14 protein-coding genes are annotated in these 18,659 nt (G+C 72.1%); 10 read left to right on the plus strand and 4 right to left on the minus strand.

The features are described from left to right. The first annotated feature begins 156 nt into the window (after positions 1–156). The 6 genes from AB1460_RS19580 to AB1460_RS19605 all read left to right on the plus strand — a co-directional run bounded on the left by AB1460_RS19580 (position 157) and on the right by AB1460_RS19605 (position 10,185). Complete coding sequence (locus AB1460_RS19580; RefSeq protein WP_368963093.1) at positions 157–1,125, plus strand: pirin family protein; 969 nt, start codon at positions 157–159, stop codon at positions 1,123–1,125. A 148-nt stretch (positions 1,126–1,273) separates the two neighbouring features. Beyond that, complete coding sequence (locus AB1460_RS19585) at positions 1,274–1,420, plus strand: hypothetical protein (RefSeq protein WP_018635162.1); 147 nt, start codon at positions 1,274–1,276, stop codon at positions 1,418–1,420. 271 nt (positions 1,421–1,691) lie between these two features. Then, positions 1,692–2,933, plus strand: a complete 1,242-nt coding sequence (locus AB1460_RS19590) for a hypothetical protein (RefSeq protein ID WP_368963095.1) — start codon at positions 1,692–1,694, stop codon at positions 2,931–2,933. Positions 2,934–3,172: 239 nt separating this feature from the next. Beyond that, complete coding sequence (locus AB1460_RS19595; protein WP_368963096.1) at positions 3,173–3,910, plus strand: DUF4232 domain-containing protein; 738 nt, start codon at positions 3,173–3,175, stop codon at positions 3,908–3,910. Positions 3,911–4,120: 210 nt separating this feature from the next. Beyond that, entirely contained in the window at positions 4,121–9,139 is a 5,019-nt protein-coding gene (locus tag AB1460_RS19600; protein ID WP_368963098.1) for a diguanylate cyclase, read from the plus strand. A gap of 404 nt (positions 9,140–9,543) precedes the next feature. Beyond that, positions 9,544–10,185 (plus strand): class I SAM-dependent methyltransferase, encoded by a 642-nt coding sequence (locus AB1460_RS19605; protein WP_368963140.1) that lies wholly within the window; start codon positions 9,544–9,546, stop codon positions 10,183–10,185. Here AB1460_RS19605 and AB1460_RS19610 read toward each other — a convergent pair. Together AB1460_RS19610 and AB1460_RS19615 are read right to left on the minus strand one after the other, a co-directional pair. Continuing rightward, entirely contained in the window at positions 10,172–11,671 is a 1,500-nt protein-coding gene (locus AB1460_RS19610; RefSeq protein WP_368963100.1) for an MFS transporter, read from the minus strand. The two genes, AB1460_RS19605 and AB1460_RS19610, sit on opposite strands and share 14 nt — an antisense overlap. Before the next feature lie 142 nt (positions 11,672–11,813). Continuing rightward, positions 11,814–13,004, minus strand: a complete 1,191-nt coding sequence (locus AB1460_RS19615) for an RNA-guided endonuclease InsQ/TnpB family protein (protein WP_368963102.1) — start codon at positions 13,002–13,004, stop codon at positions 11,814–11,816. Between AB1460_RS19615 and AB1460_RS19620 the strand changes: the two genes are divergently transcribed. Further along, a complete protein-coding gene (locus AB1460_RS19620) occupies positions 13,003–13,224 on the plus strand; it encodes a toxin-antitoxin system HicB family antitoxin (protein ID WP_368963103.1) in 222 nt (73 codons plus the stop codon). The two genes, AB1460_RS19615 and AB1460_RS19620, sit on opposite strands and share 2 nt — an antisense overlap. Before the next feature lie 27 nt (positions 13,225–13,251). Next, positions 13,252–14,145: a helix-turn-helix transcriptional regulator gene (locus AB1460_RS19625; protein WP_368963105.1), complete on the plus strand. Its 894-nt coding sequence runs from the start codon at positions 13,252–13,254 to the stop codon at positions 14,143–14,145. A 29-nt stretch (positions 14,146–14,174) separates the two neighbouring features. On the opposite strand, the gene AB1460_RS19630 is transcribed toward AB1460_RS19625, so the two are convergent. Further along, positions 14,175–14,972 (minus strand): SDR family NAD(P)-dependent oxidoreductase, encoded by a 798-nt coding sequence (locus AB1460_RS19630; RefSeq protein ID WP_368963106.1) that lies wholly within the window; start codon positions 14,970–14,972, stop codon positions 14,175–14,177. A 106-nt stretch (positions 14,973–15,078) separates the two neighbouring features. On the opposite strand from AB1460_RS19630, the gene AB1460_RS19635 reads away from it, so the two are divergent. Beyond that, complete coding sequence (locus AB1460_RS19635; RefSeq protein ID WP_368963107.1) at positions 15,079–15,717, plus strand: TetR/AcrR family transcriptional regulator; 639 nt, start codon at positions 15,079–15,081, stop codon at positions 15,715–15,717. Between the two features lie 21 nt (positions 15,718–15,738). Here AB1460_RS19635 and AB1460_RS19640 read toward each other — a convergent pair whose 3' ends face one another. Continuing rightward, the gene (locus AB1460_RS19640) at positions 15,739–16,944 is read right to left on the minus strand and encodes an ABC transporter ATP-binding protein (RefSeq protein WP_368963108.1); all 1,206 of its coding nucleotides are present in this window, start codon (positions 16,942–16,944) and stop codon (positions 15,739–15,741) included. 432 nt (positions 16,945–17,376) lie between these two features. Here AB1460_RS19640 and AB1460_RS19645 point away from each other — a divergent pair, with 432 nt between their 5' ends. Then, on the plus strand, positions 17,377–18,645 hold the full coding sequence (locus tag AB1460_RS19645; protein WP_368963110.1) for an ABC transporter substrate-binding protein: 1,269 nt from the start codon (positions 17,377–17,379) through the stop codon (positions 18,643–18,645). The last annotated feature ends 14 nt before the right edge of the window (positions 18,646–18,659 follow it).

The raw sequence follows: 18,659 nt of genomic DNA on the forward strand, positions 1-18,659 counted from the left end.
TGACCGGCCGCTTCTTCTGCGAACCCACGACACAGTCCTGACCGGCAGAGGGACGGGAAGACCTGCCAGCCCAACCCTCTCACCCAGACACGAAACATGCCAGGACTAAGCGGCGACAGTCTACTAGGTTGGGCGAGTGGTCAGTGGGGGTGGGGCATGAGCAATGTGGAAGAGATACCGACCGAGATCCGGTGCCAGGCCGAGGAGTCCACCGGCCCGGGGGTGGAGATCATCACCCCGCACCGGGTGCCTCTCGGCGGCAGCCTGGAGGTGCGGCGCACCCTCCCCCGGCACACTCGTTCCATGATCGGCGCGTGGTGCTTCGCCGACCACTACGGCCCGCACGACGTCTCCGCCGGTGGCGGTGGGATGAACGTCCCGCCGCACCCGCACACCGGGCTGCAGACGGTGAGCTGGCTGTTCGAGGGGGTGGTCGAGCACCGCGACAGCCTGGGCACGCACGCGCTGGTCCGGCCCGGCGAGCTGAACCTGATGACCGGCGGCCACGGCATCTGCCACTCCGAGGTGTCCGCGCCGGGCACGGCTGTCCTGCACGGGGTGCAGCTCTGGGTGGCGCTGCCCGACGCGCACCGCGACACCCCGGCGAACTTCGAGCACCACACCCCGTCGCTCGTCGAGATCGACGGTGCGGCGGTCCGGGTGCTCCTCGGCGAGCTGGCCGGCGAGCGGTCCCCGGTCCCGACGTTCAGCCCGCTGCTCGGCGCGGAGCTCGTCCTGCCGCCGGGCGCACGCCTGCGCCTGCCGGTCGATCCGGGCCACGAGCACGGCGTCCTCGTCGACAGCGGGATCCTCGAGCTCGCCGGGCGACCGGTCGCGCGCGGTGAGCTGGGGTTCGTCGCGGCCGGCCCCACGGGCCTGGAGCTGGCGAACCCCACCGGCACGGACGTCCGCGTGGTGCTGCTCGGCGGTGCCCCCTTCACCGAGGACATCGTGATGTGGTGGAACTTCATCGGCCGCAGCCACGACGAGATCGCCGCGTTCCGCGAGGAGTGGCAGCGCCAGTCGGAACGGTTCGGCCGGGTGGAGGGGTACAGCGGCGGCCCCGCCTGGCTGCCGGCGCCACCGCTGCCCGGGACGAGGATCAGGCCCCGCTCAAGGCCCTGACCGCGCCGGCGAGCGCACTCCCGGTACCAGTCCCGGCCTCGGCCCACGACCATGGCCGAACGGATGCGCGGTCCATACCGGACGGGGAAGACTGAAGGCGGACACAGGTGGTGGGTGACACACGTCGCCCGCCAGGAGAGGAGGACCGGTGAAGCGGCGTCTCAGCTGCCCGTGCGGTGAGTTCATCGTGGGTGAGGACGAGGACGATCTCGTGGAGAAGACCCAGGCCCACCTGGCCGAGAAGCACCCGGGGCACGACTACACCCGGGACCAGATCCTGTTCCTCGCGTACTGAGGTTCCGGCGCCACGGACGCCGAGGTCCACCCGCGCGTTGCCGGCGGACCTCGGCGGCCCGCCCGCAGCCCGGGACCGCATCGTGACTGGCGCCGTCGTCACCGGTTTCCGTCTCCCGGCAGTTCGCTGCCAACTGCGGTGATCCCCCGCACGGATACGCGGCCGCGGTGTAGAAATGCGCGGTCCAGTCGGGATGGTCCCGATGTGTGGGTGCCGCGGGAATGCCGGCGGACACGCGGCACCTGGATGTCGGAGAAGCGGGAATCGGGGCATGCCGGAGTCGTCCGCGCTTGACGTCCTTGTCGGACTCGCGCTCATCTTCGCCGCGTTCAGCCTTGCCGTGTCGCGCATCAACGAGACGGTGCTGGCCTTGTTCCACTACCGGGGCAACCGCCTCGAAGCCGAGCTCCGCGTGCTGCTGGGCTCCCCCCGTCCGGGTCAGGCCACGGACCACCCGGACGTCACCGCCGAGCTTCTCGACGGCCCGCTGCGGGTCATGCGGACCACCGGCCGCCAGAGCACTCCGGCGCCCGTCGCCGACGATCCGCCCGTGGGCGGGGCACTGGCCTCGATGCATCGCGCCCGCCGGCTACGGCTGCCGTCCTACCTGCCGTCCACGACGTTCGCGCAGGCGCTGCTCGACCGCGTGGACCCGCCGGCCCGGGTGATGCTGCACCAGCTGCGCCCGGACACGCTGCCCGACGACGTCCCGGCCGACCTCCGCGCGGCCTACCGGCACGCCTACGAGACAGCCCGGCGCGGCCTGGACGTACGCGCCGCCGAGGCGCTCTACGAGGCGATGCCGGCGGACCACCCGACGGGGCGGGTGGTGGCCGCCGCTCTTGTCTCCGCCGTCGGGTCCGGCCCGGTGGCCACCCTGGAGGAGGGCCTGGCGGCGTTGCCGTCCTCCCCCGCGCGGACCGCTCTCACCGCGGCGATCGTCCAGGCGGACGGTGACCGCGAGAAGATCGTCGCCGAGCTGGCCCGCTGGTACGACGACGCCATGGACCGCCTCTCCGGCTGGTACAAGCGGCGGATCAGCGCCTTCCTGCTCGGCTACGCGATCGCGCTGTCGCTGGTGTTCAACCTGGACGCGGTCTCCATCACCCGGGCCCTGTGGCAGGACGGCACCGTGCGCGAGGCCGCGGTGGCCGCCGCCGTGTCCGAGGTGACCGAGATGGCCGCGACCGGAGCCGGGGAGCCTGGTGCCGCCGCGGGTTCCGGGCAGGCGCCGGCCGGGGAGCAGGGGGCCGGCGCCGCGACCGAGCGGACGATCAAGGCGGTGCGGGACGCTTCCGGGCTGTCCATCCCGGTCGGCTGGGTCCAGGCGGACGACGGGCGCGACGACCCGCGGGAGGTTCCGACCTCCGCCAGCGGATGGCTGTTGAAGATCGCCGGTATCGCGATCGCCTGTTTCGCGCTGACGGCGGGCGCACCGTTCTGGTTCGACCTGCTGGGACGGCTGGTGAACATGCGTTCCACCGGCCCCCGGCCCCGCTCCGCGAACGCCTGATTCCGTCGACCATCCGATGCGGTCGACCACCTGATTCCGTCGACGGCTGGACGGGCCGTCGCCCGCTTTCCCCTGACACCTCCCGGAAAACCCGCCGGCGGCTTCCGGCCATTGCCACCGCGGCCGATACCCGTGTCAGATATCGGACCGGCGAGGACGTTCTCTCCGAGCGCCGGCGGAAGGGGTCCCGCGCGATAGTCAGAACCGGGACGAATCGACCGGCAGGCAAAGGAGACCCCATGCGCCCGGCAACCGACCGACCGCTGCAGCGACGGGCCCGCGCGGTCCTGCCTCGCCGGCAGGTACGGCCTCGCCCGCGGAGCGGTTCCGCGCCGACCCGCCGCCCGTTGCTGCTCCCGTCGCTGCTCCCGGTGCCGCTGCTGGTGCTCCTGCCGCTGCTGGTGTTCCTGACCGCGTGCAACAACAGCTCGTCCACCCGGAACTCGACGACCCGCGGCAAGGCGACCGTCCGCGCCGACGGGCCGGACGCCGGGCCGGGTTCCGCGAACACCACTGGCAGCCGGCCGAGCAGCGGTGGGCCGTCCGGATCGCCGACGCGGTGCGTGACGGCGGACCTGACCGCCTCCGTTCCGGACACGCCGGAGACGGGCACGGCACAGCGGCACGCGCGGGTGATCTTCACGAACCGCTCGGCGCGGCAGTGCACCCTCTACGGCTTCCCCGGCACACAGCTGCGGACGTCCGGCGGTGAGGTCTGGGATCTGGTGCGCTCCACGCAGGTCCCCGCGACCCGGATCGTGCTGGCGCCCGGAGCGGCGGCACACGCGACGCTGAGCTATCTGCCGTTGGATCCCGCGCAGCGCGACGCGGTCGCCTTCGCCCCGGCGACCCTGGTACTCATCCCACCCGACGAGCGGACGTCCCTACAGGTGCCGTGGACCCGCGGCCCGCTGCTGCGCCAGGACGGCGCCACCCGCCCGGGGACGTACATCTCGGCACTGCAACCCGGCGCCTGACGAGCCCGCGGTCTGACGAGCCCGGCGCCTCACGCTTCGAGCGAATGGCCGCCTCCCTACGTTCGCGCGGGTCGGGACGTATGCGCATGCTCCGGGCGGCGGGCGGGCGCGAGCTCTGATCATTACGGTGCCAACCCCGCCATCGGGGCAGACTGGCCGTGTGGGGCTGACAGAACTCCGCGCGGACGGCGCGGAACAGCAGGCCAGCGGATGACTCCGGGCCGTGATCCACCGGCGGCGCCGGAGGCGGAGGTGGCAGCGCCGCTGCCGGATGCGCCTCCGGAGGTGCTCGCCGAGACCGAGCTGACCCGGGTCACCCGGGTGCTGCGGCCGGGCGGGCCGGTGATCAGGAAGGAGGCGCTGGGCCGGGGCGCGGAGGTGCGGCTGCGGCACGAGCGGGAGATCCTGCGCCGCCTCGTCGGTGCCGAGGGGGTCGTCCAGCTCGCCGCCGGGGCGGAGGCGTTCCCGGGATCCATGCTTCTGGTCGACATCGGCGGCACGGCGCTCTCCCGGCGGGCCACGCCGCTCACACCGGAGCTGCTGGTCACGATCGCCGAGGCGCTGGCCCGGGCGGTGGCGGGTGTGCACGACCGCGGTGTCGTCCACCGGGACATCTGCCCGTCCAACATCGTGGTGAGCACGGACGGCTGTCGTCTGTGCCTGATCGACTTCGCGCTCGCGACCACGCACTCGTCGGTCCGGCCCGAGTTCACCCACCACAACGCGATCGTCGGGACGGTGCCGTACCTGGCGCCGGAGCAGACCGGCCGGACCAGCCGCCCGTCCGACCACCGGGCCGATCTGTACGCCGTCGGCGCGACCCTCTACGAGCTGGCGACGGGCACGCCCCCGTTCGGCGTCCAGGAGCCGCTGCGCATCATCCACGATCATCTCGCCCGGGTGCCGGTGCCGGTGGCGCGACGGAATCCGGCGGTGCCGCCGGAGCTTTCGGCCATCATCGCGCACCTGCTGGAGAAGGAACCCGACGATCGTTACCAGAGCGCCGGCGGGCTGCTGCACGACCTCGCGCTGCTGCGCAGCGGAACCCCGCCGGAGGAGCCCGGCAGCGGCGATCTGCGGACCCGCCCGCTGGTGTCCACGCTGCTGTTCGGCCGTGAGCCGGAGATCGACGCGCTGAGCACCGCGTTCACCGAGGCCACAACGGGGCACACCCGCGGGGTGCTGGTCAGCGGCCCGCCAGGAGTCGGCAAGACGTCTTTGGTGGACGAGCTGCGGCTGATCACAGCGGGCCACGACGGCTGGTTCGTGACCGGGAAGTTCGACCAGTACCGCCGGGACCAGGCGCATGACGGCCTACGCCAGGCGCTGCGAGCTCTCGGCCGGCTGCTGCTCGCCGAGCCGGAGGACCGTCTCGGCGAGCTGCGTGGCCGGCTGCGCCGGGTGCTGGGTGCGAACGCCGGCCTCGCCGCCGCCGCCGTCCCCGAGCTGGCGCTGGTGCTCGACGTGCCACCGGAACCGGGTGATCTGATGTCGGCCCGGGCCCGGGCCACCCACGCCGCGGTCGAGGGCCTGCGTGCGGTCGCCTCGCCGAAGCGGCCCGTGGTCTGTTTCGTGGACGACATCCAGTGGGCCGCCCGGACACCGCTGGAACCGCTCGACCAGATCTTCACCGGCGCGGCGGAGATCGACGGGCTGCTGCTGGTCAGTGCCTTCCGGAACGGCGTGCTCGACCCCGCCACCCCCCTCGCCGAGGTGCTCGGCCGATGGCTGCGCGATCCGGCGGCGCCGCGGCACCTGCGGCTGGAGAACCTCGCGCCGTCGGCGCAGGCGATGATGGTGGCGGACGTCCTGCACCTTGCCCGCGGGCCGGCCGCGGACCTGGCGCGGACCATCGCACCGTTCACCCAGGGCAACCCGATGGACACCGTCGAGCTGCTCAACACGCTGCGGTACGAGGGTCTGCTGAGCCCGGCGCAGGACGGCTGGCGCTGGGACCGGCAGGTGGTGCGCCGCCGGCTCGACCGCGACGTGCTCCCCGCGATGCTGGCGGCTCCGGTCAGGGCGTTACCCGGCCCGGCCGCGGAGCTGCTGGCGGCACTCGCCTGCTTTGCCGGCCAGGTGGATCTCGACCTCCTGACCGCGGCGATGGCGCTGCCCGCGGACGAGGTCGAGCGGCGTCTGGCCCCGGCACTCGATGCGGGTTTGTTGGTCATCGCGTCCGCGTCTGCGTCCGTCGGCCGGCACGAGGTGCGCTTCGTGCATGACCGCACGCGGGAGAGCGTCCTCGCGGCCCTCACCGCGCGGCCGCGGCGGACGGCACGGCTGCGGCTGCGGCTGGCCCGCGCCCTGGCCGACCATCCGGAGTACTGCTCCGCCGCGGCCGAGCAGTACCTGGCGGTCATCGACGTCGGCGCCTCGGGCGGCCTGAACGTCGCGGACGGTTCGCAGGCCGTCCCGGAGGACGTTGCCAGTGTCGGCGCTCTGGCGGACGACGAGCGGCCGCGGGTGGCCTCGCTGCTGCGGCGGGCCGCCGACGAGGCCCGGACCGTCGGCAGTCATGCGCAGGTCGAGCGCCTCCTGACCGCCGCGGCGACGCTCGTCGATCCGGCGGACGTCGACGAGCTGCTCGCCGTGCACACGGAGCGGCACGCCGCCCTGCACAACCTGGGCCGGCTGGACGAGGCGGATGCCGCCTACCGGACCATCACCCGGCTGTGCGCCGACCCGGTGCGGCGGACCGCGGCCACCGGGGCGCAGATCAGCAGTCTCACCTTCCGCGGCCGCGCCACCGAGGCGATCCAGCTGGGCATCGACCAGATCCAGCGGCTGGGCCTGTGCGTCCCCGAGCACGGGGACCTGGCCGCGGAGATCGACCGCGGGCTGGACCGGCTCGACCGGTGGATCAACGACACCAGCGACGCGGACGACGTGCGCCGGCCCGAGCTGACCGACCAGCGCCAGCTGAGCATCGCCACGATCATCTACCGGCTGATGCCCGCCATCTTCCTGCACGACCAGATGATGAGCGCCTGGTTCACGGTGATGACGCTGGAGATCTGGGCCTGGTCCGGCCCGTCCGAGGTCCTGCTCGGCCCGGCGAGCCACGCGGCGTTCGTGACGACCACCCGCCGCGGCGACCGGCGGGCCGGCCATCAGCTCGTGCGGCGGCTGCTCGCCGTCGGGCACGCCCGGGGCTACGAGCCAGCTGTGTGGCAGGCCCTGCTCGTCTACACGGCGAGCTCCGGCCACTGGTTCGAGCCGTTGGAGGAGAACCTGGCCGGCGCGCGGCGTGCGCTGGCGGGGCTGCTGGAGGTCGGCGACTACCAGTCGGCCTGCTGGGCCCATCACGTCGTGCTGTTCAACCTGCTCGACTCCGCGCCGTCGCTGGATGTCGTCCTCGCCGAGGCCGAGGCAGCCGTGGAGCTGACCGTCCGCACCGGTAACCAGCATGCGGAGGAGCTGCTGCTCACCTACCACCACCTGCTGAGGGTGCTGCGCGGCGAGGCGGAGGACACCGCTGCCGACGAGGCGGCCGACCTGTCGCTGCTGGCGGGCAACTCCAGCGCGCTGGCGCACTTCCACCTCACCAGGGCGTTCACCGCCGCCATCTTCGACCGGCCGGACGACCTGAACAGGCACCTCATCGCGCTGGAACCGCTGTGGCCCCCGATGGAGGCGACCTACCCGACGCTGACGGCGGTCCTGCTGCGGATGCTGTCGTCCGCCTGGCGGATCCGTTCCGGGCAGACGGAGCCGTGCTGCGCCGAGCTGGCGGCGCTGGACGAGACGATCGCGTGGCTGGCCGCGCGCACCGCGGACGCGCCGCAGAACGTCCTGCACCTGCTGAGCCTGGCGCAGGCGGAGCGGGCCTGGGCGGTCGGCGACTTCCAGCAGGCCGCCTACCTGTTCGACACCGCCCAACGGGAGGCCGTCTCGCGGGAACGGCCGTGGCACCTGGCGCTGATCCTGGAGGAGACGGCCCGCTTCTACCTGGCCCACGGGATGGAGGAGGCCGGCCGCCTGCTCCTCACCGCGAGCCGGCGGGTCTACGCGGCCTGGGGCGCTACCGCGAAGGTCAACCTGCTCGACTGGGGCAGTCCGACGCTGCGGTCGACGCCCAGCGTCGAGGAGTCGTTCGTCCAGGGACTCACGGACCGGTCCACCCGCCGGTCGGTGCTCACCTCGGGCGCGATCGACCTGCGGGGCATCGTGGCCGCTTCCCGCGCCCTGAGCTCCGAGACGAGCGTGATCGGGCTGCAGACCCGGGTGGTGGCGATCCTGTCGGAGATGACGGGCGCCACCGACGTCCACCTGCTGCTGCGCGACGAGGAGCACGGGGCCTGGACGGTGTCGACCGGCACCGGGGACGGCATCCCGCTACGGGAGGCGGGACAACGGCGTCTGCTGCCACCCTCGGTCGTCTGGTACGCCGAGCGCACCCGGGAGCCGGTCGTCGTCGCCAACGCCGCCGCCGACGAGCGGTTCCGCAGCGACCCGTGCTTCCACGGGCTGGACCGCTGCTCGCTGCTCGCCATCCCGATCACAACCCGCGGGCGGCTCCGGGCGATGCTCATGCTGGAGAACCGGATGATCCGCCACGCCTTCTCGGCCGACCGCCTCGAAGGAATCATGGCAGTGGCCGGGCAGCTGGCGGTCTCCCTCGACAACGCCCTGATGTACGCCTCGCTGGAACGCAAGGTCGCCAAGCGGACCCGCCAGCTCGCGGCGGCGAACCGGCAGCTGCGCCGGCTTTCCGTGACCGACCCGCTGACCGGGCTGGCGAACCGGCGGCGCCTGGACGAGATTTTCGAGGCCGCATGGCGCCATGCGCGGCGGCAGCCGGCCCCGATCGCTCTCATGATGATCGACATCGACCATTTCAAGCTTTACAACGACCATTTCGGGCACATCGCGGGTGACAGGTGTCTCCAGCGGGTCGCCGGAGCCCTCAGCCGGAACCTGGCCGACCGGATGGTCGCCGCCCGGTTCGGCGGCGAGGAGTTCACCGTGGTGCTGCCGGGCACCGACGCGGCGGCCGCCGCGCGGCTCGCCCGTCACCTGCGTGCGATCGTCGAGGAACTGGACGAGGCGCACCCGCGCGCCGCCAGCGGTGTCGTCACGGTGAGCATCGGGGTCACGGCGATCGTTCCCGGACCCGACGACACCCTCGCCGACTTCATGACGTGCGCCGATGTCGCGCTGTACCGGGCGAAGCGCAGTGGACGCAACCGGGTGGAGGTGGTCCTCGAGCAGCACGGACCGGGGTGAGCCCCGCACCCGCGAAATGTGGTCTACCGCCCGGATGGGTCACGCCGGCGAGTCCGGCCCCGGCCCCCGCGTAGGCTCCAGAAGCCAGGCACCCAGAGTGACCGATGCCTCACCGTCGACAAACTGCCCCGCAGTCGCCGAGCGGCACACGGAGGAGGGCAACGATGACCGTTCCCGAACGTCCGGACGTACCGCTGACATCGAACAGACCGCCGGCACCCGGCCATCGACCGGTACCCGGCAGACCGGCGCCCGGCAGGCAGCCGGCACCTGGAAGGCAGCCTGTGTCGGACAAGCGGTCGGTCTCGGACACCCGGCTGCCCTCCGACACGCGCCCGAAGCCCGACCGGATGTCGGTCGCCGAGAAACGGCGGGCGGCGGACGGCTGGCGCGCCGCGGAGATCATGACCGCAGCGGAACGCCGGCTGCGCACCGCCGGGCCCCGGCTGGCCCACGGGCCGCGGCGCCCGGCCGACTTCGAGGAGTTCTACCAGGTCACACCGCCCTGGGACATCGGACGTCCACAGCCTGCGTTCCTGGCGCTGGCTGACGCCGGCGTGCTGCGCGGGCGGGTGCTGGACCTCGGCTGCGGCACCGGCGAGCACGCCCTGCTGGCCGCCGGCCGCGGCCTGGACGCCGCCGGTGTCGACACCTCGGCCGTGGCGATCGGGCGTGCCCAGGCCAAGGCCGCGGAGCGCGGGCTCGCGGCCCGGTTCCGCGTCTGGGACGCGCTGGACCTGCCGGCCCTGGGCGAGAACTTCGACACTGTGCTCGACTGTGGCCTCTTCCACGTCCTGACCGACGACGACCGGGCCGCGCTCGTGCTGGCCCTGGGCGCGGTGGTCCCCGCCGGCGGCCGCTACTTCATGCTCTGCTTCAGCGACAGCGTCCCGGGCGATCTCGGCCCGCGCCGGATCAGCCAGGCCGAGATCAGGAGCAGTTTCGCGGACGGCTGGCAGGTCGACGCGATCGAGCCGGCCACCCTGGCCGTCACCATCGACCCCGCCGGCATTCCCGCCTGGCTGGCCTCGCTCACCCGGCGGTAGGCGCCACGGCCGGCCGGCCCGCCCAGCGGCGGCGCGCCAGCACCAGCGCGCCGACCGCCGCGGCCAGCGCGACGGCGCCCAGCGCCCGGCCCGTCGCGTACTCCGCGTGGCGGGTCGAGCCGCCGTCGCCGGCTGCCGTGAGGAACACCGTCCCCACCACCGCCACACCGACGACCTGGCCGAGCTGCATCAGGGTGAGCAGCAGCCCGCTGGCGTCGGCCGCATCCTCGACGGGCACGTGCTCCAGTGTCACCGACATGATGATCGACATCACGCCCAGCCCGAGGCCGATCAGCGCCGTCAGCGCCTCGTACCGCACTCCCCCACCGGCCAGCGGGCCGATGAAGAGATAGGACACCGCCGCAAGGATGAAGCCGGCGGGGATCAGGCAGACCTGCCAGCGGGACGGAACCCGCTGCCAGTTCAGGCCGACGAACGCGAAGGCCACGACACAGGGCACGAACGCCAGGCCCGACATCAGCGGGCTCAGCCCGAGGTCGCCCTGCAGGTGCAGTGTGGTGGTGAACAGGAACCCGGCCCAGGTCGCCGGGGCCAGCAGGAGGATCGCGGCGGCCGGGCGCAGCCCGGGAGCGGCCAGCACCCGCCCCGAGATCAGCGGGCGCCGGCCCCGCGCGGCCAGCCGCCCCTCCACGTACACGAAGAGCCCGAACACCGCGACCCCGGCGGCGAGAGACGCCCACGTCCAGGCCGGCCAGCCCAGCTCGTGCCCCAGGACCAGCGGCATCACGACCAGCAGGACGGACGCGGCGAGCAGGACCAGCCCCGGCAGGTCGAGATCCACCCCGCGCCGCGCCTCGTCGGCCGGCATCACCCGGGCGCCGACGGCCAGCAGCACCGCGCCGATCGGGACGTTCACCAGGAAGACCGTCCGCCAGCCGGCACCGAACAGGTCGGCGCTGACCAGCAGCCCACCCGCGACCTGGCCGACGACCACGCCACCGGCGATCACCGCGGAGAAGTAGCCGAGCGCGCGCAGCCGAGCCGCCCCGGCGAAGTTCCGCTGGATCACACTCATGACCTGGGGGGTCATCAGCGCGGCGAAGGCGCCCTGGAGGAACCGGAAGATGATCAGGGTGGTCGGCCCGACCGCGAGGCCGCAGGCCAGCGAGGCGAGGGTGAAGCCGGCCAGGCCCAGCAGGAACGCCCGCCGGTGGCTCAGCACAGCACCGAGGCGCGCCCCGGTGATCAGCAGGACCGAATAGGCAAGGGTGTAGCCCGCGACCACCAGCTGCAGGCCGGCCCCGGAGACGTCCAGGTCCGAACGCAGAGTCGGCAGCGCCACGTTCACGATGCTGACGTCCAGAATCGCCATGAACTGGCCGAGGAGCACGACCGCCAGCAGGGCCCCACCGGCCGGCCGGTGGGGGGTGGGCGACCTCCGCGGCCAGGGCTGTCCGGCGGGTACGGCGGGTACGGCGGATCTCGCGGGTTCCGCTGCCGCGGGGGTCCGTAGTGCATCAACCATGACCAGCAGCTTCCAGGCGCGGGAACACTGGTAACGAGAGCCCGCTGATACTGGTAGTGGCACCACCTGGCACACCGCGCCCGGGGCGGACACTCTGAAGGGTTGACGTCCTCCCCCGCGTGAACGCGGGGGATTCCAACTCCTACACACCCACCAGGGGAGGTGCGGAATGTTGAGGTTCGCGGTTCACGGGAAGCCCTACCGGGCCGCCTCCCCGCGCGTTCATCGTGCGTCCCACGGCGATGTTGCGTGCGGCGTTGGTGTCGGCGTTGCTCTCGAAGCCGCAGGCGACGCACCGGAACCGCGCTTGGCTCTCGCGCGAACCGGCGGCCGTGTGCCCGCAGGCGGAGCACCGCTGACTCGTGTAGGCGGCCGGGACCTTTTCCACCCGGCCGGGTGCCTTGTGTTCCAGCCGTTGAACCAGCAGTCTCCAGCCGTTGGCCAGGATCTCCCGGTTGAGTCCCGCCTTCTGGCGGACGTTGCGACCCGGCGCTTCGACCGTGCCCTTGGCCGACCGGGTCAGGTTCTGCACCCGCAGATCCTCGATGCGGATCACGTCGAACCTGCGGGCAAGATCGGCGCTGGTCTTCTCGGCCCAGTCCTTGCGCCGGTCGGTAGCGCGGGCCTTCAGCCGGGCGATCTGCTCCTTGAGGGCGGCCCGTCGGTTGCCGCCGCGCTTCGCCTTGGCGAGCCGGCGTTCCCGCCGGCGCAGCCGTTCGGCTTCCTGGGGCCGCAGACCGGGGCAGTGCAGCAGTTCGCCCGTCGACAGCGCCACCGAGACGGCCACGCCCCGGTCGACGCCGACGACCTTCCCGGTGCCGGGCGGCGGGATCTCCGTCGGGATCGCGGCGAACGCGACGTGCCAGCGTCCGGCGCGGTCGCGGGTCACGCGGAACGAACGGAAGTCGGGCACCGCCCGGGTGCGGCGGAAACGCACCCAGCCCACCTTGGGGATGCGGATCTGCGACCAGCGACGGTTGATCCGCCGTACGTCGGACGGTGTGACCGCGACGACCCGGAACCCATCGCCCTGGCCACGCCGTCGGAACGTCGGCCGCCGGTGCGTGCCCCGGAAGAAGTTGTTCATCGCCGTGGCGAAGTCCTTCAGCGCCTGCTGCTGGACGATCACGCTGCCGGCCGCGAGCCAGTCGAGCTGCCGCCGCGCCTCGGTCAGTTGCCGGTTCTGCTCGGCGAACCCCGGGGCTGGCCCCTTCCACGCCCGGTAGTGCGACTGCTGCTCGACCGCGAGGTTCCAGACGTACCGGGCATGCCCGCAGTGCGTCAGGAGGGAATCCTCCCGCGCCGCGTCGGGGTAGAACCGGTACCGGGCCATGGCCCCATTCTCACCCCACAATGGGGTCGTGAAGCAGGTGAAGCTCCGCCTCCCCGATGACCTTCACGCCCGCCTCGTCGAGGCGGCCCAGCGAGAGGACCGCTCCCTCAATGGCCAGATCGTTCACCTGCTACGCCGCTCGTTGGACGCCGGTTCGCCTGGCGGCGAATCGGCTTCTCCTGCCCCGCTCCGCGGGAGGCCGGATTCCTCCCCGGCCTGAAGGCCGGGGCATCCTCCGGGATTTCCGGTGACGACGATCGTAGGCGTGCCCGGACCGCGGAGGGAGCAGCGGCGCCGCTCCGACCTGGCTCTCTTCCTGCGCAGCCGGCGCGCACGTATCTCCCCCGACGACGTCGGCATGCCGCCGGGGCTACGCCGCCGCACCCCCGGGCTGCGCCGCGAGGAGGTCGCCCAGCTCGCCGGCGTGGGCGTAACCTGGTACACCTGGCTCGAGCAGGGGCGACCCATCAACGCCAGCCCCCAGGTCCTCGATGCGGTAGCCCGGACACTGCGGCTGGCGCCCGCCGAACGCGAGCACCTCTACCGCCTGGCGGACACGCCGCTCCCGCCGCCCGCGTCCGACGAGGACCCCCAGGCGCTCCCCCAGGACATCCGCACCATTCTGGACAGTCTCGACCCGCTGCCGGCCGCTCTGGTCAACGCCCGCTCCGACCTGCTGAGCCACAACGCCACCTTCGCCGCGCTCGTCCCCTGCCTGGTCAGCGCGACCGCCCACGCGCGCAACTCGGCCTGGTTCTCCTTCACCGCTCCGCCGTCCTGCAACCCGGTCGTGCACAGCGACGAACTCGCCGCCGAGCACGTGGCCATCTTCCGGTACCGCTACAGCCAGCATCTGGGCGAGCCGGGCTGGCGGGAGTTCGTCCAGGACCTGTGCGCGGCCAGCCCCGACTTCGCCCGGCTGTGGGCCCGGCAGAACGTCTCCCAGCCGCGGCCGTGCAACAAGGTCTTCCGCTACGCCGGGATCGGCGACATCGCGACCCGCTCCACCAACCTCGAGCTGTCGACCCAGCCCGGAACGAGGATCATCATCTACACCCCGATCGACGACGCCAGCCGGGCCGGCATCGCCTGGATCCGCGAGCACCCCGAGGCCGCGAACCCCCCGCACGACCACCACTGACCTCGGGGCGGGCGGCGCAGGCGGCGTGGTCAGGCGGCCTCGTAGTTGAGGGCCGGCCCGAGCAGGAGGCCACCGTCGACGACGAACTCCGAGCCGGTGGCGAAGGACGCCTCCGCCGAGCTGATGAACAGCAGGAGCCGGGTGACATCCGCGGGCTCGCCCATGCGCGGGATGGCGAACGGCTCGGGCGAGTAGAAGTCCGAGATCGGCGCGTCGCTTCCGGCCGCCGGTTCCGTGATGAACGGGGTGGCGATGACGCCGGGGTGGATGGCGTTGACCCGGATGTTGTCGCGGCCCAGTTCCAGGGCGGCGGTCCTGGTCAGGCCACGCACCGCCCACTTGCTGGCGACGTACGGCGCATAGCACGCGGTACCGCCGAGCCCGGACGTGGAGCCGATGTTGACGATCACTCCGCCGCCACCACGGCGCAGTGACGGGACCGCGGCCCTGATTCCCAGGAAGGTGCCGGTGAGGTTGATGTCGATGATCCGTTCCCAGACCCGGCGGTCGGTGGCTTCGACCGGCGCGGCGGGGTTCTGCACACCGGCGTTGTTGACGAGGACCGACAAGGGGCCGAAGTACCGCTCGGTCGCCGCGATCACCTCTGCCCACGACGCCTCGTCCGTGACGTCGAGCCGGACCGACAGAACCCGCTCGCCGCGTTCACCTCGCCCACCGAGCTCGTCGGCGAGTTCTCGGCCGCGTTCTTCCGAGACACCGGCGATCACGACGTTCGCACCCTCCGCATGGTAGGCGCGGATGTGGCTGGAGCCCTGACCGCCGGCACCGCCGGTGACGAGCACGGTGCGGTTGTCGAATCGTCCCATCGGAATCTTCCTCCCAGGTAGGCGAGTCGAGCGACTCGCCTCACCTCGGAAGGTAGCCACCCCCAGAGAGACGAGTCAAGTGACTCACCTCGCATACAATGCCGCCATGACGACCGCACCCTCGGCCTACCATCGGCGCCTCGCCGAGCAGAAGAGGGCGGCAATCCTGGCGGCCGCCACCCGGTTGTTCCTCGATACCGGCTATGACGGCACCTCCCTGGCCAGGATCGCCGAAAGCGCCGAGGTGTCGAAGGCGACCCTCTTCAAGCAGTTCCCCACCAAGGCAGCACTGTTCGACGCGATCGTGACCGCGTCCTGGCAGACCGGCGACGACGATGCGGCCCGCCCTCCGGCCGGCGACCTGCACCGCGGTCTCACCGCGATCGGCCGACGCTACGTCGCCCTGCTCACCCGCCCCGGTATGGCCGACCTGTTCCGCATCGTGATCGCCGAGCTGCATCGTTTTCCCGAGCTTGGCGAGGCCCAGTTCACCCGCGGCAAGCTGCCCTACTTCGACTCCGTCCGGCGCTACCTGGAGGCTGAACGCGCGGCGGGGACCATCGTGGTCGACGACACCGAGCTGGCCACCACCCAGTTCCTCGGAATGATCTCCAACTTCGTGTTCTGGCCTCGGATGCTGCTTCCGCACTGGTCACCAGACGAGGCGGCCATCCTCCACGTCGTGGACGAGGCCGTCCTGATGATGGCGGCCCGGTACGCCGCGCCGCGCACCGACGGCGACTGACGGGGGTCGCCTGTTGCCGGGTCATGACGCGGCGAGGGCGGCAGCCTCCCGGCGCAGGGTCGCGCCGGTCGCGGCATCGAAGAAATGCAGCCGGTCGGCAGCGGCGTGGAGCCGCAGTCCGCCGCCGCCGGTCGCCGGGATCCGCGGATGCAGCGCCGCCGTGAACCGGCCGGCGCCGGCGCCGGCGGTGCCAGCGGAAGCGGCGGAAGCGGCGGGAGCCGCGGGAGCGATCGCGAGCTCTCCGTGGGCGAGGGTCTCGGTGCCGAGCCGCTCGACCAGGTCGACCTCGAGGTCGAGGATCAGCGCCGGTTCGGTCGGAGGCTCGGTCTGGACGTCGTGCGGCCGGACCCCGACGATCACCTCGGTGCCGGCCGACGGAGCGAGCGATGCCAGCACCGACGCGGGCAGCTCGAGGGTCTGGGCGCCGACCCGCAGGGTCGCAGCGTTCCCCGACAGGGTCAGGTGACCGGGGACGAGGTTCGTCGGCGGGCTGCCGATGAAGGTCGCGACGAAGACGTTCGCCGGCCGGCTGAACAGCTCGTCCGGGGTGCCGAGCTGCTGCAGGCGCCCGTCGTGCAGCACCGCGATGCGGTCGGCCATCGTCATCGCCTCGGTCTGGTCGTGCGTGACGTAGAGCGTCGTCGTGCCCAGGGTGCGCTGCAGGCGGGCTATCTCCGCGCGGACCCGCACACGCAGCTTGGCGTCGAGGTTCGACAGCGGCTCGTCCATCAGGAACGCGCGCGGCTGGCGGACGATGGCGCGGCCCATCGCGACCCGCTGGCGCTGCCCGCCGGACAGTGCCTTCGGCCGCCGGTCGAGCATCTCGGTGAGGCCGAGGATCTCGGCGGCGGTGGCGACCCGGCGGTCGCGTTCGGCCCGGTCGACGCGGGCCAGCCGCAGGCCGAACTCCATGTTCCGGCGCACGGTCATGTGCGGGTAGAGGGCGTAGTTCTGGAAGACCATCGCAAGATCACGGTCCGCCGGGGGGACACCGGTGACGTCCCGGCCGCCGACCAGGACCCGGCCGGCGGTGGGCGCGAGCAGGCCGGCGACGATCCGCAGCGCGGTCGTCTTCCCGCTGCCGGACGGGCCGATCAGGACCAGGAACTCCCCGTCCTCGATCTCGAGGTCGAGCGCCTCGAGGGTCGGCCGGTCGTCGCCGGTCCGGTCGTCGCCGGTCCGGTCGGCGTAGGTCAGGGTGACGTCGCGTAACTCGATCGTGGACATGGGGCTCCCTCTTCCCTTGGACACCCGCGTGCTTCTGGACACCCGCGTGCTTCGCCGGGACACCCGAGCAGGGAAACCGCGCCGCCGTCTGGCCGCGGCGCATGGTTCACCACGTGGGTCGCCGGCAGGAGCACACGGCACCACAACGACAGCGCGCGACCAGCCGTGACGGACATTCGGATGAGGGAGGTACCGATATCCGCGTCGACGCGCCGTGACGCACAGAGTCGCATGGGCATCCCGACCCGTCCAGGGGTTCACCTGCCCATCCACCGAACTTCCTCTCGGTGGGCATGCGGAAACCAAGAGTGCTCACGACATCGGTTCGTGGCCACCACTTGACAGTTTCGTAACAGGGCCCCACAGTTTCGAAGCCATGAGAGCGCTCACACGCGATCAGTGCGGTGGGCGTGAAGCCAGAGGGAGGGCTTCATGAAGGCACGACGAGGTCGCCATGGGGCGATGGCCGGGGCAGCCGTCCTGGCCATGGCCTTACTGACCAGCGCCTGCGGCGACGACGGAGGGAAGACCAAGCTCACCGTCAACACGTTCGGCGTCTTCGGCTACACGGAGCTGTACAGGGAGTTCGAGGCACGTCACCCCGACATCGAGATCGTCGAGACCGTCAGCGAGTACAACGACCATCACAACAACCTGGTCAACCACCTGGCCGCCGGCTCCGGCGCCGCCGATGTCGAGGCGGTCGACGAGGGTTTCATCGCGCAGCTGAAAGCGACGCCGGAGCAGTTCGTCAACCTGCTCGACCTCGGCGCGGGCGACCGGGAATCCGACTACCCCGAGTTCAAGTGGGCGGCGTCACTGTCCGCCGACGGCCGGTCGCAGATCGGCCTCGGAACCGACGTCGGCGGCCTGGCGATGTGCTACCGCACCGACCTGCTCGCCGCCGCCGGCCTGCCCACCGAACCGTCCGCCGTGAGCGCGCTCTGGCCGACCTGGGACGACTACTTCCGCACCGGCCGCGACTTCACAGCGAAGAACACCGGGGTCAGTTTTTTCGACGCCGCCACCAACATCTACAACGCCCAGGTCTTCCAGATCGACGAGAGCTACTACACCCCCGGGACGACGGAGGTGATCGTCGGGTCGAACCCACAGGTCAGGGCCGCCTTCGACACCACCGCCCAGGCCATCGCGGACGGGCAGTCCGCCGGGTTGGTCGCGTTCGAGGACGAATGGGTGACGGCGATGAAGGAAGGGACCTTCGCCACGATCACCTGCCCGGCCTGGATGCAGGGCTACCTCAAGGAGAACGCTCCGGACACCGCCGGGAAGTGGAACATCGCCGCGATTCCCGAGGGCAGCGGCAACTGGGGCGGCTCCTGGCTGACGATCCCCGCCCAGAGCGACCACCGGGACCTGGCCTACGAGCTGGTCGCCTTCCTCACCGCGCCGGAGCAGCAGACCCGCATCTTCCAGGAGACCGGGAACTTCCCCTCCAGCGTGCAGGCGATCGAGAGTGCGGCGGTCCAGACGTTCACCAACCCGTTCTTCGGCGACGCCCCGACCGGAAGGATCTTCGGCGAGTCCGCGGTAAGCCTGACCCCGCAGTACCAGGGGCCCAAGCACGGCGCCATCCGGCAGGCGATGGAACACGGCATCCAGCGCATCGAGCAGGAGGACCAGGCTCCCGCCGACGCCTTCCGGGAGGCCGTGGCGGAGGCGGAGCGGGCGGCCCGCTGACATCTCCCGCCCCG

The sequence above is a fragment of the Parafrankia sp. FMc2 genome (genome assembly GCF_041008525.1).
Lineage (GTDB): Bacteria > Actinomycetota > Actinomycetes > Frankiales > Frankiaceae > Parafrankia.

Bases quoted from the DNA above. Each gene is read 5' to 3' on its own strand.
- AB1460_RS19605 (WP_368963140.1), top strand. From the start codon at position 9,544: ATGACCGCAGCGGAACGCCGGCTGCGCACCGCCGGGCCCCGGCTGGCC.
- AB1460_RS19580 (WP_368963093.1), top strand. From the start codon at position 157: ATGAGCAATGTGGAAGAGATACCGACCGAGATCCGGTGCCAGGCCGAG.
- AB1460_RS19600 (WP_368963098.1), top strand. From the start codon at position 4,121: ATGACTCCGGGCCGTGATCCACCGGCGGCGCCGGAGGCGGAGGTGGCA.
- AB1460_RS19590 (WP_368963095.1), top strand. From the start codon at position 1,692: ATGCCGGAGTCGTCCGCGCTTGACGTCCTTGTCGGACTCGCGCTCATC.
- AB1460_RS19635 (WP_368963107.1), top strand. From the start codon at position 15,079: ATGACGACCGCACCCTCGGCCTACCATCGGCGCCTCGCCGAGCAGAAG.
- AB1460_RS19645 (WP_368963110.1), top strand. From the start codon at position 17,377: ATGAAGGCACGACGAGGTCGCCATGGGGCGATGGCCGGGGCAGCCGTC.
- AB1460_RS19615 (WP_368963102.1), bottom strand. From the start codon at position 13,004: ATGGCCCGGTACCGGTTCTACCCCGACGCGGCGCGGGAGGATTCCCTC.
- AB1460_RS19620 (WP_368963103.1), top strand. From the start codon at position 13,003: ATGGCCCCATTCTCACCCCACAATGGGGTCGTGAAGCAGGTGAAGCTC.
- AB1460_RS19610 (WP_368963100.1), bottom strand. From the start codon at position 11,671: ATGGTTGATGCACTACGGACCCCCGCGGCAGCGGAACCCGCGAGATCC.
- AB1460_RS19640 (WP_368963108.1), bottom strand. From the start codon at position 16,944: ATGTCCACGATCGAGTTACGCGACGTCACCCTGACCTACGCCGACCGG.
- AB1460_RS19595 (WP_368963096.1), top strand. From the start codon at position 3,173: ATGCGCCCGGCAACCGACCGACCGCTGCAGCGACGGGCCCGCGCGGTC.
- AB1460_RS19630 (WP_368963106.1), bottom strand. From the start codon at position 14,972: ATGGGACGATTCGACAACCGCACCGTGCTCGTCACCGGCGGTGCCGGC.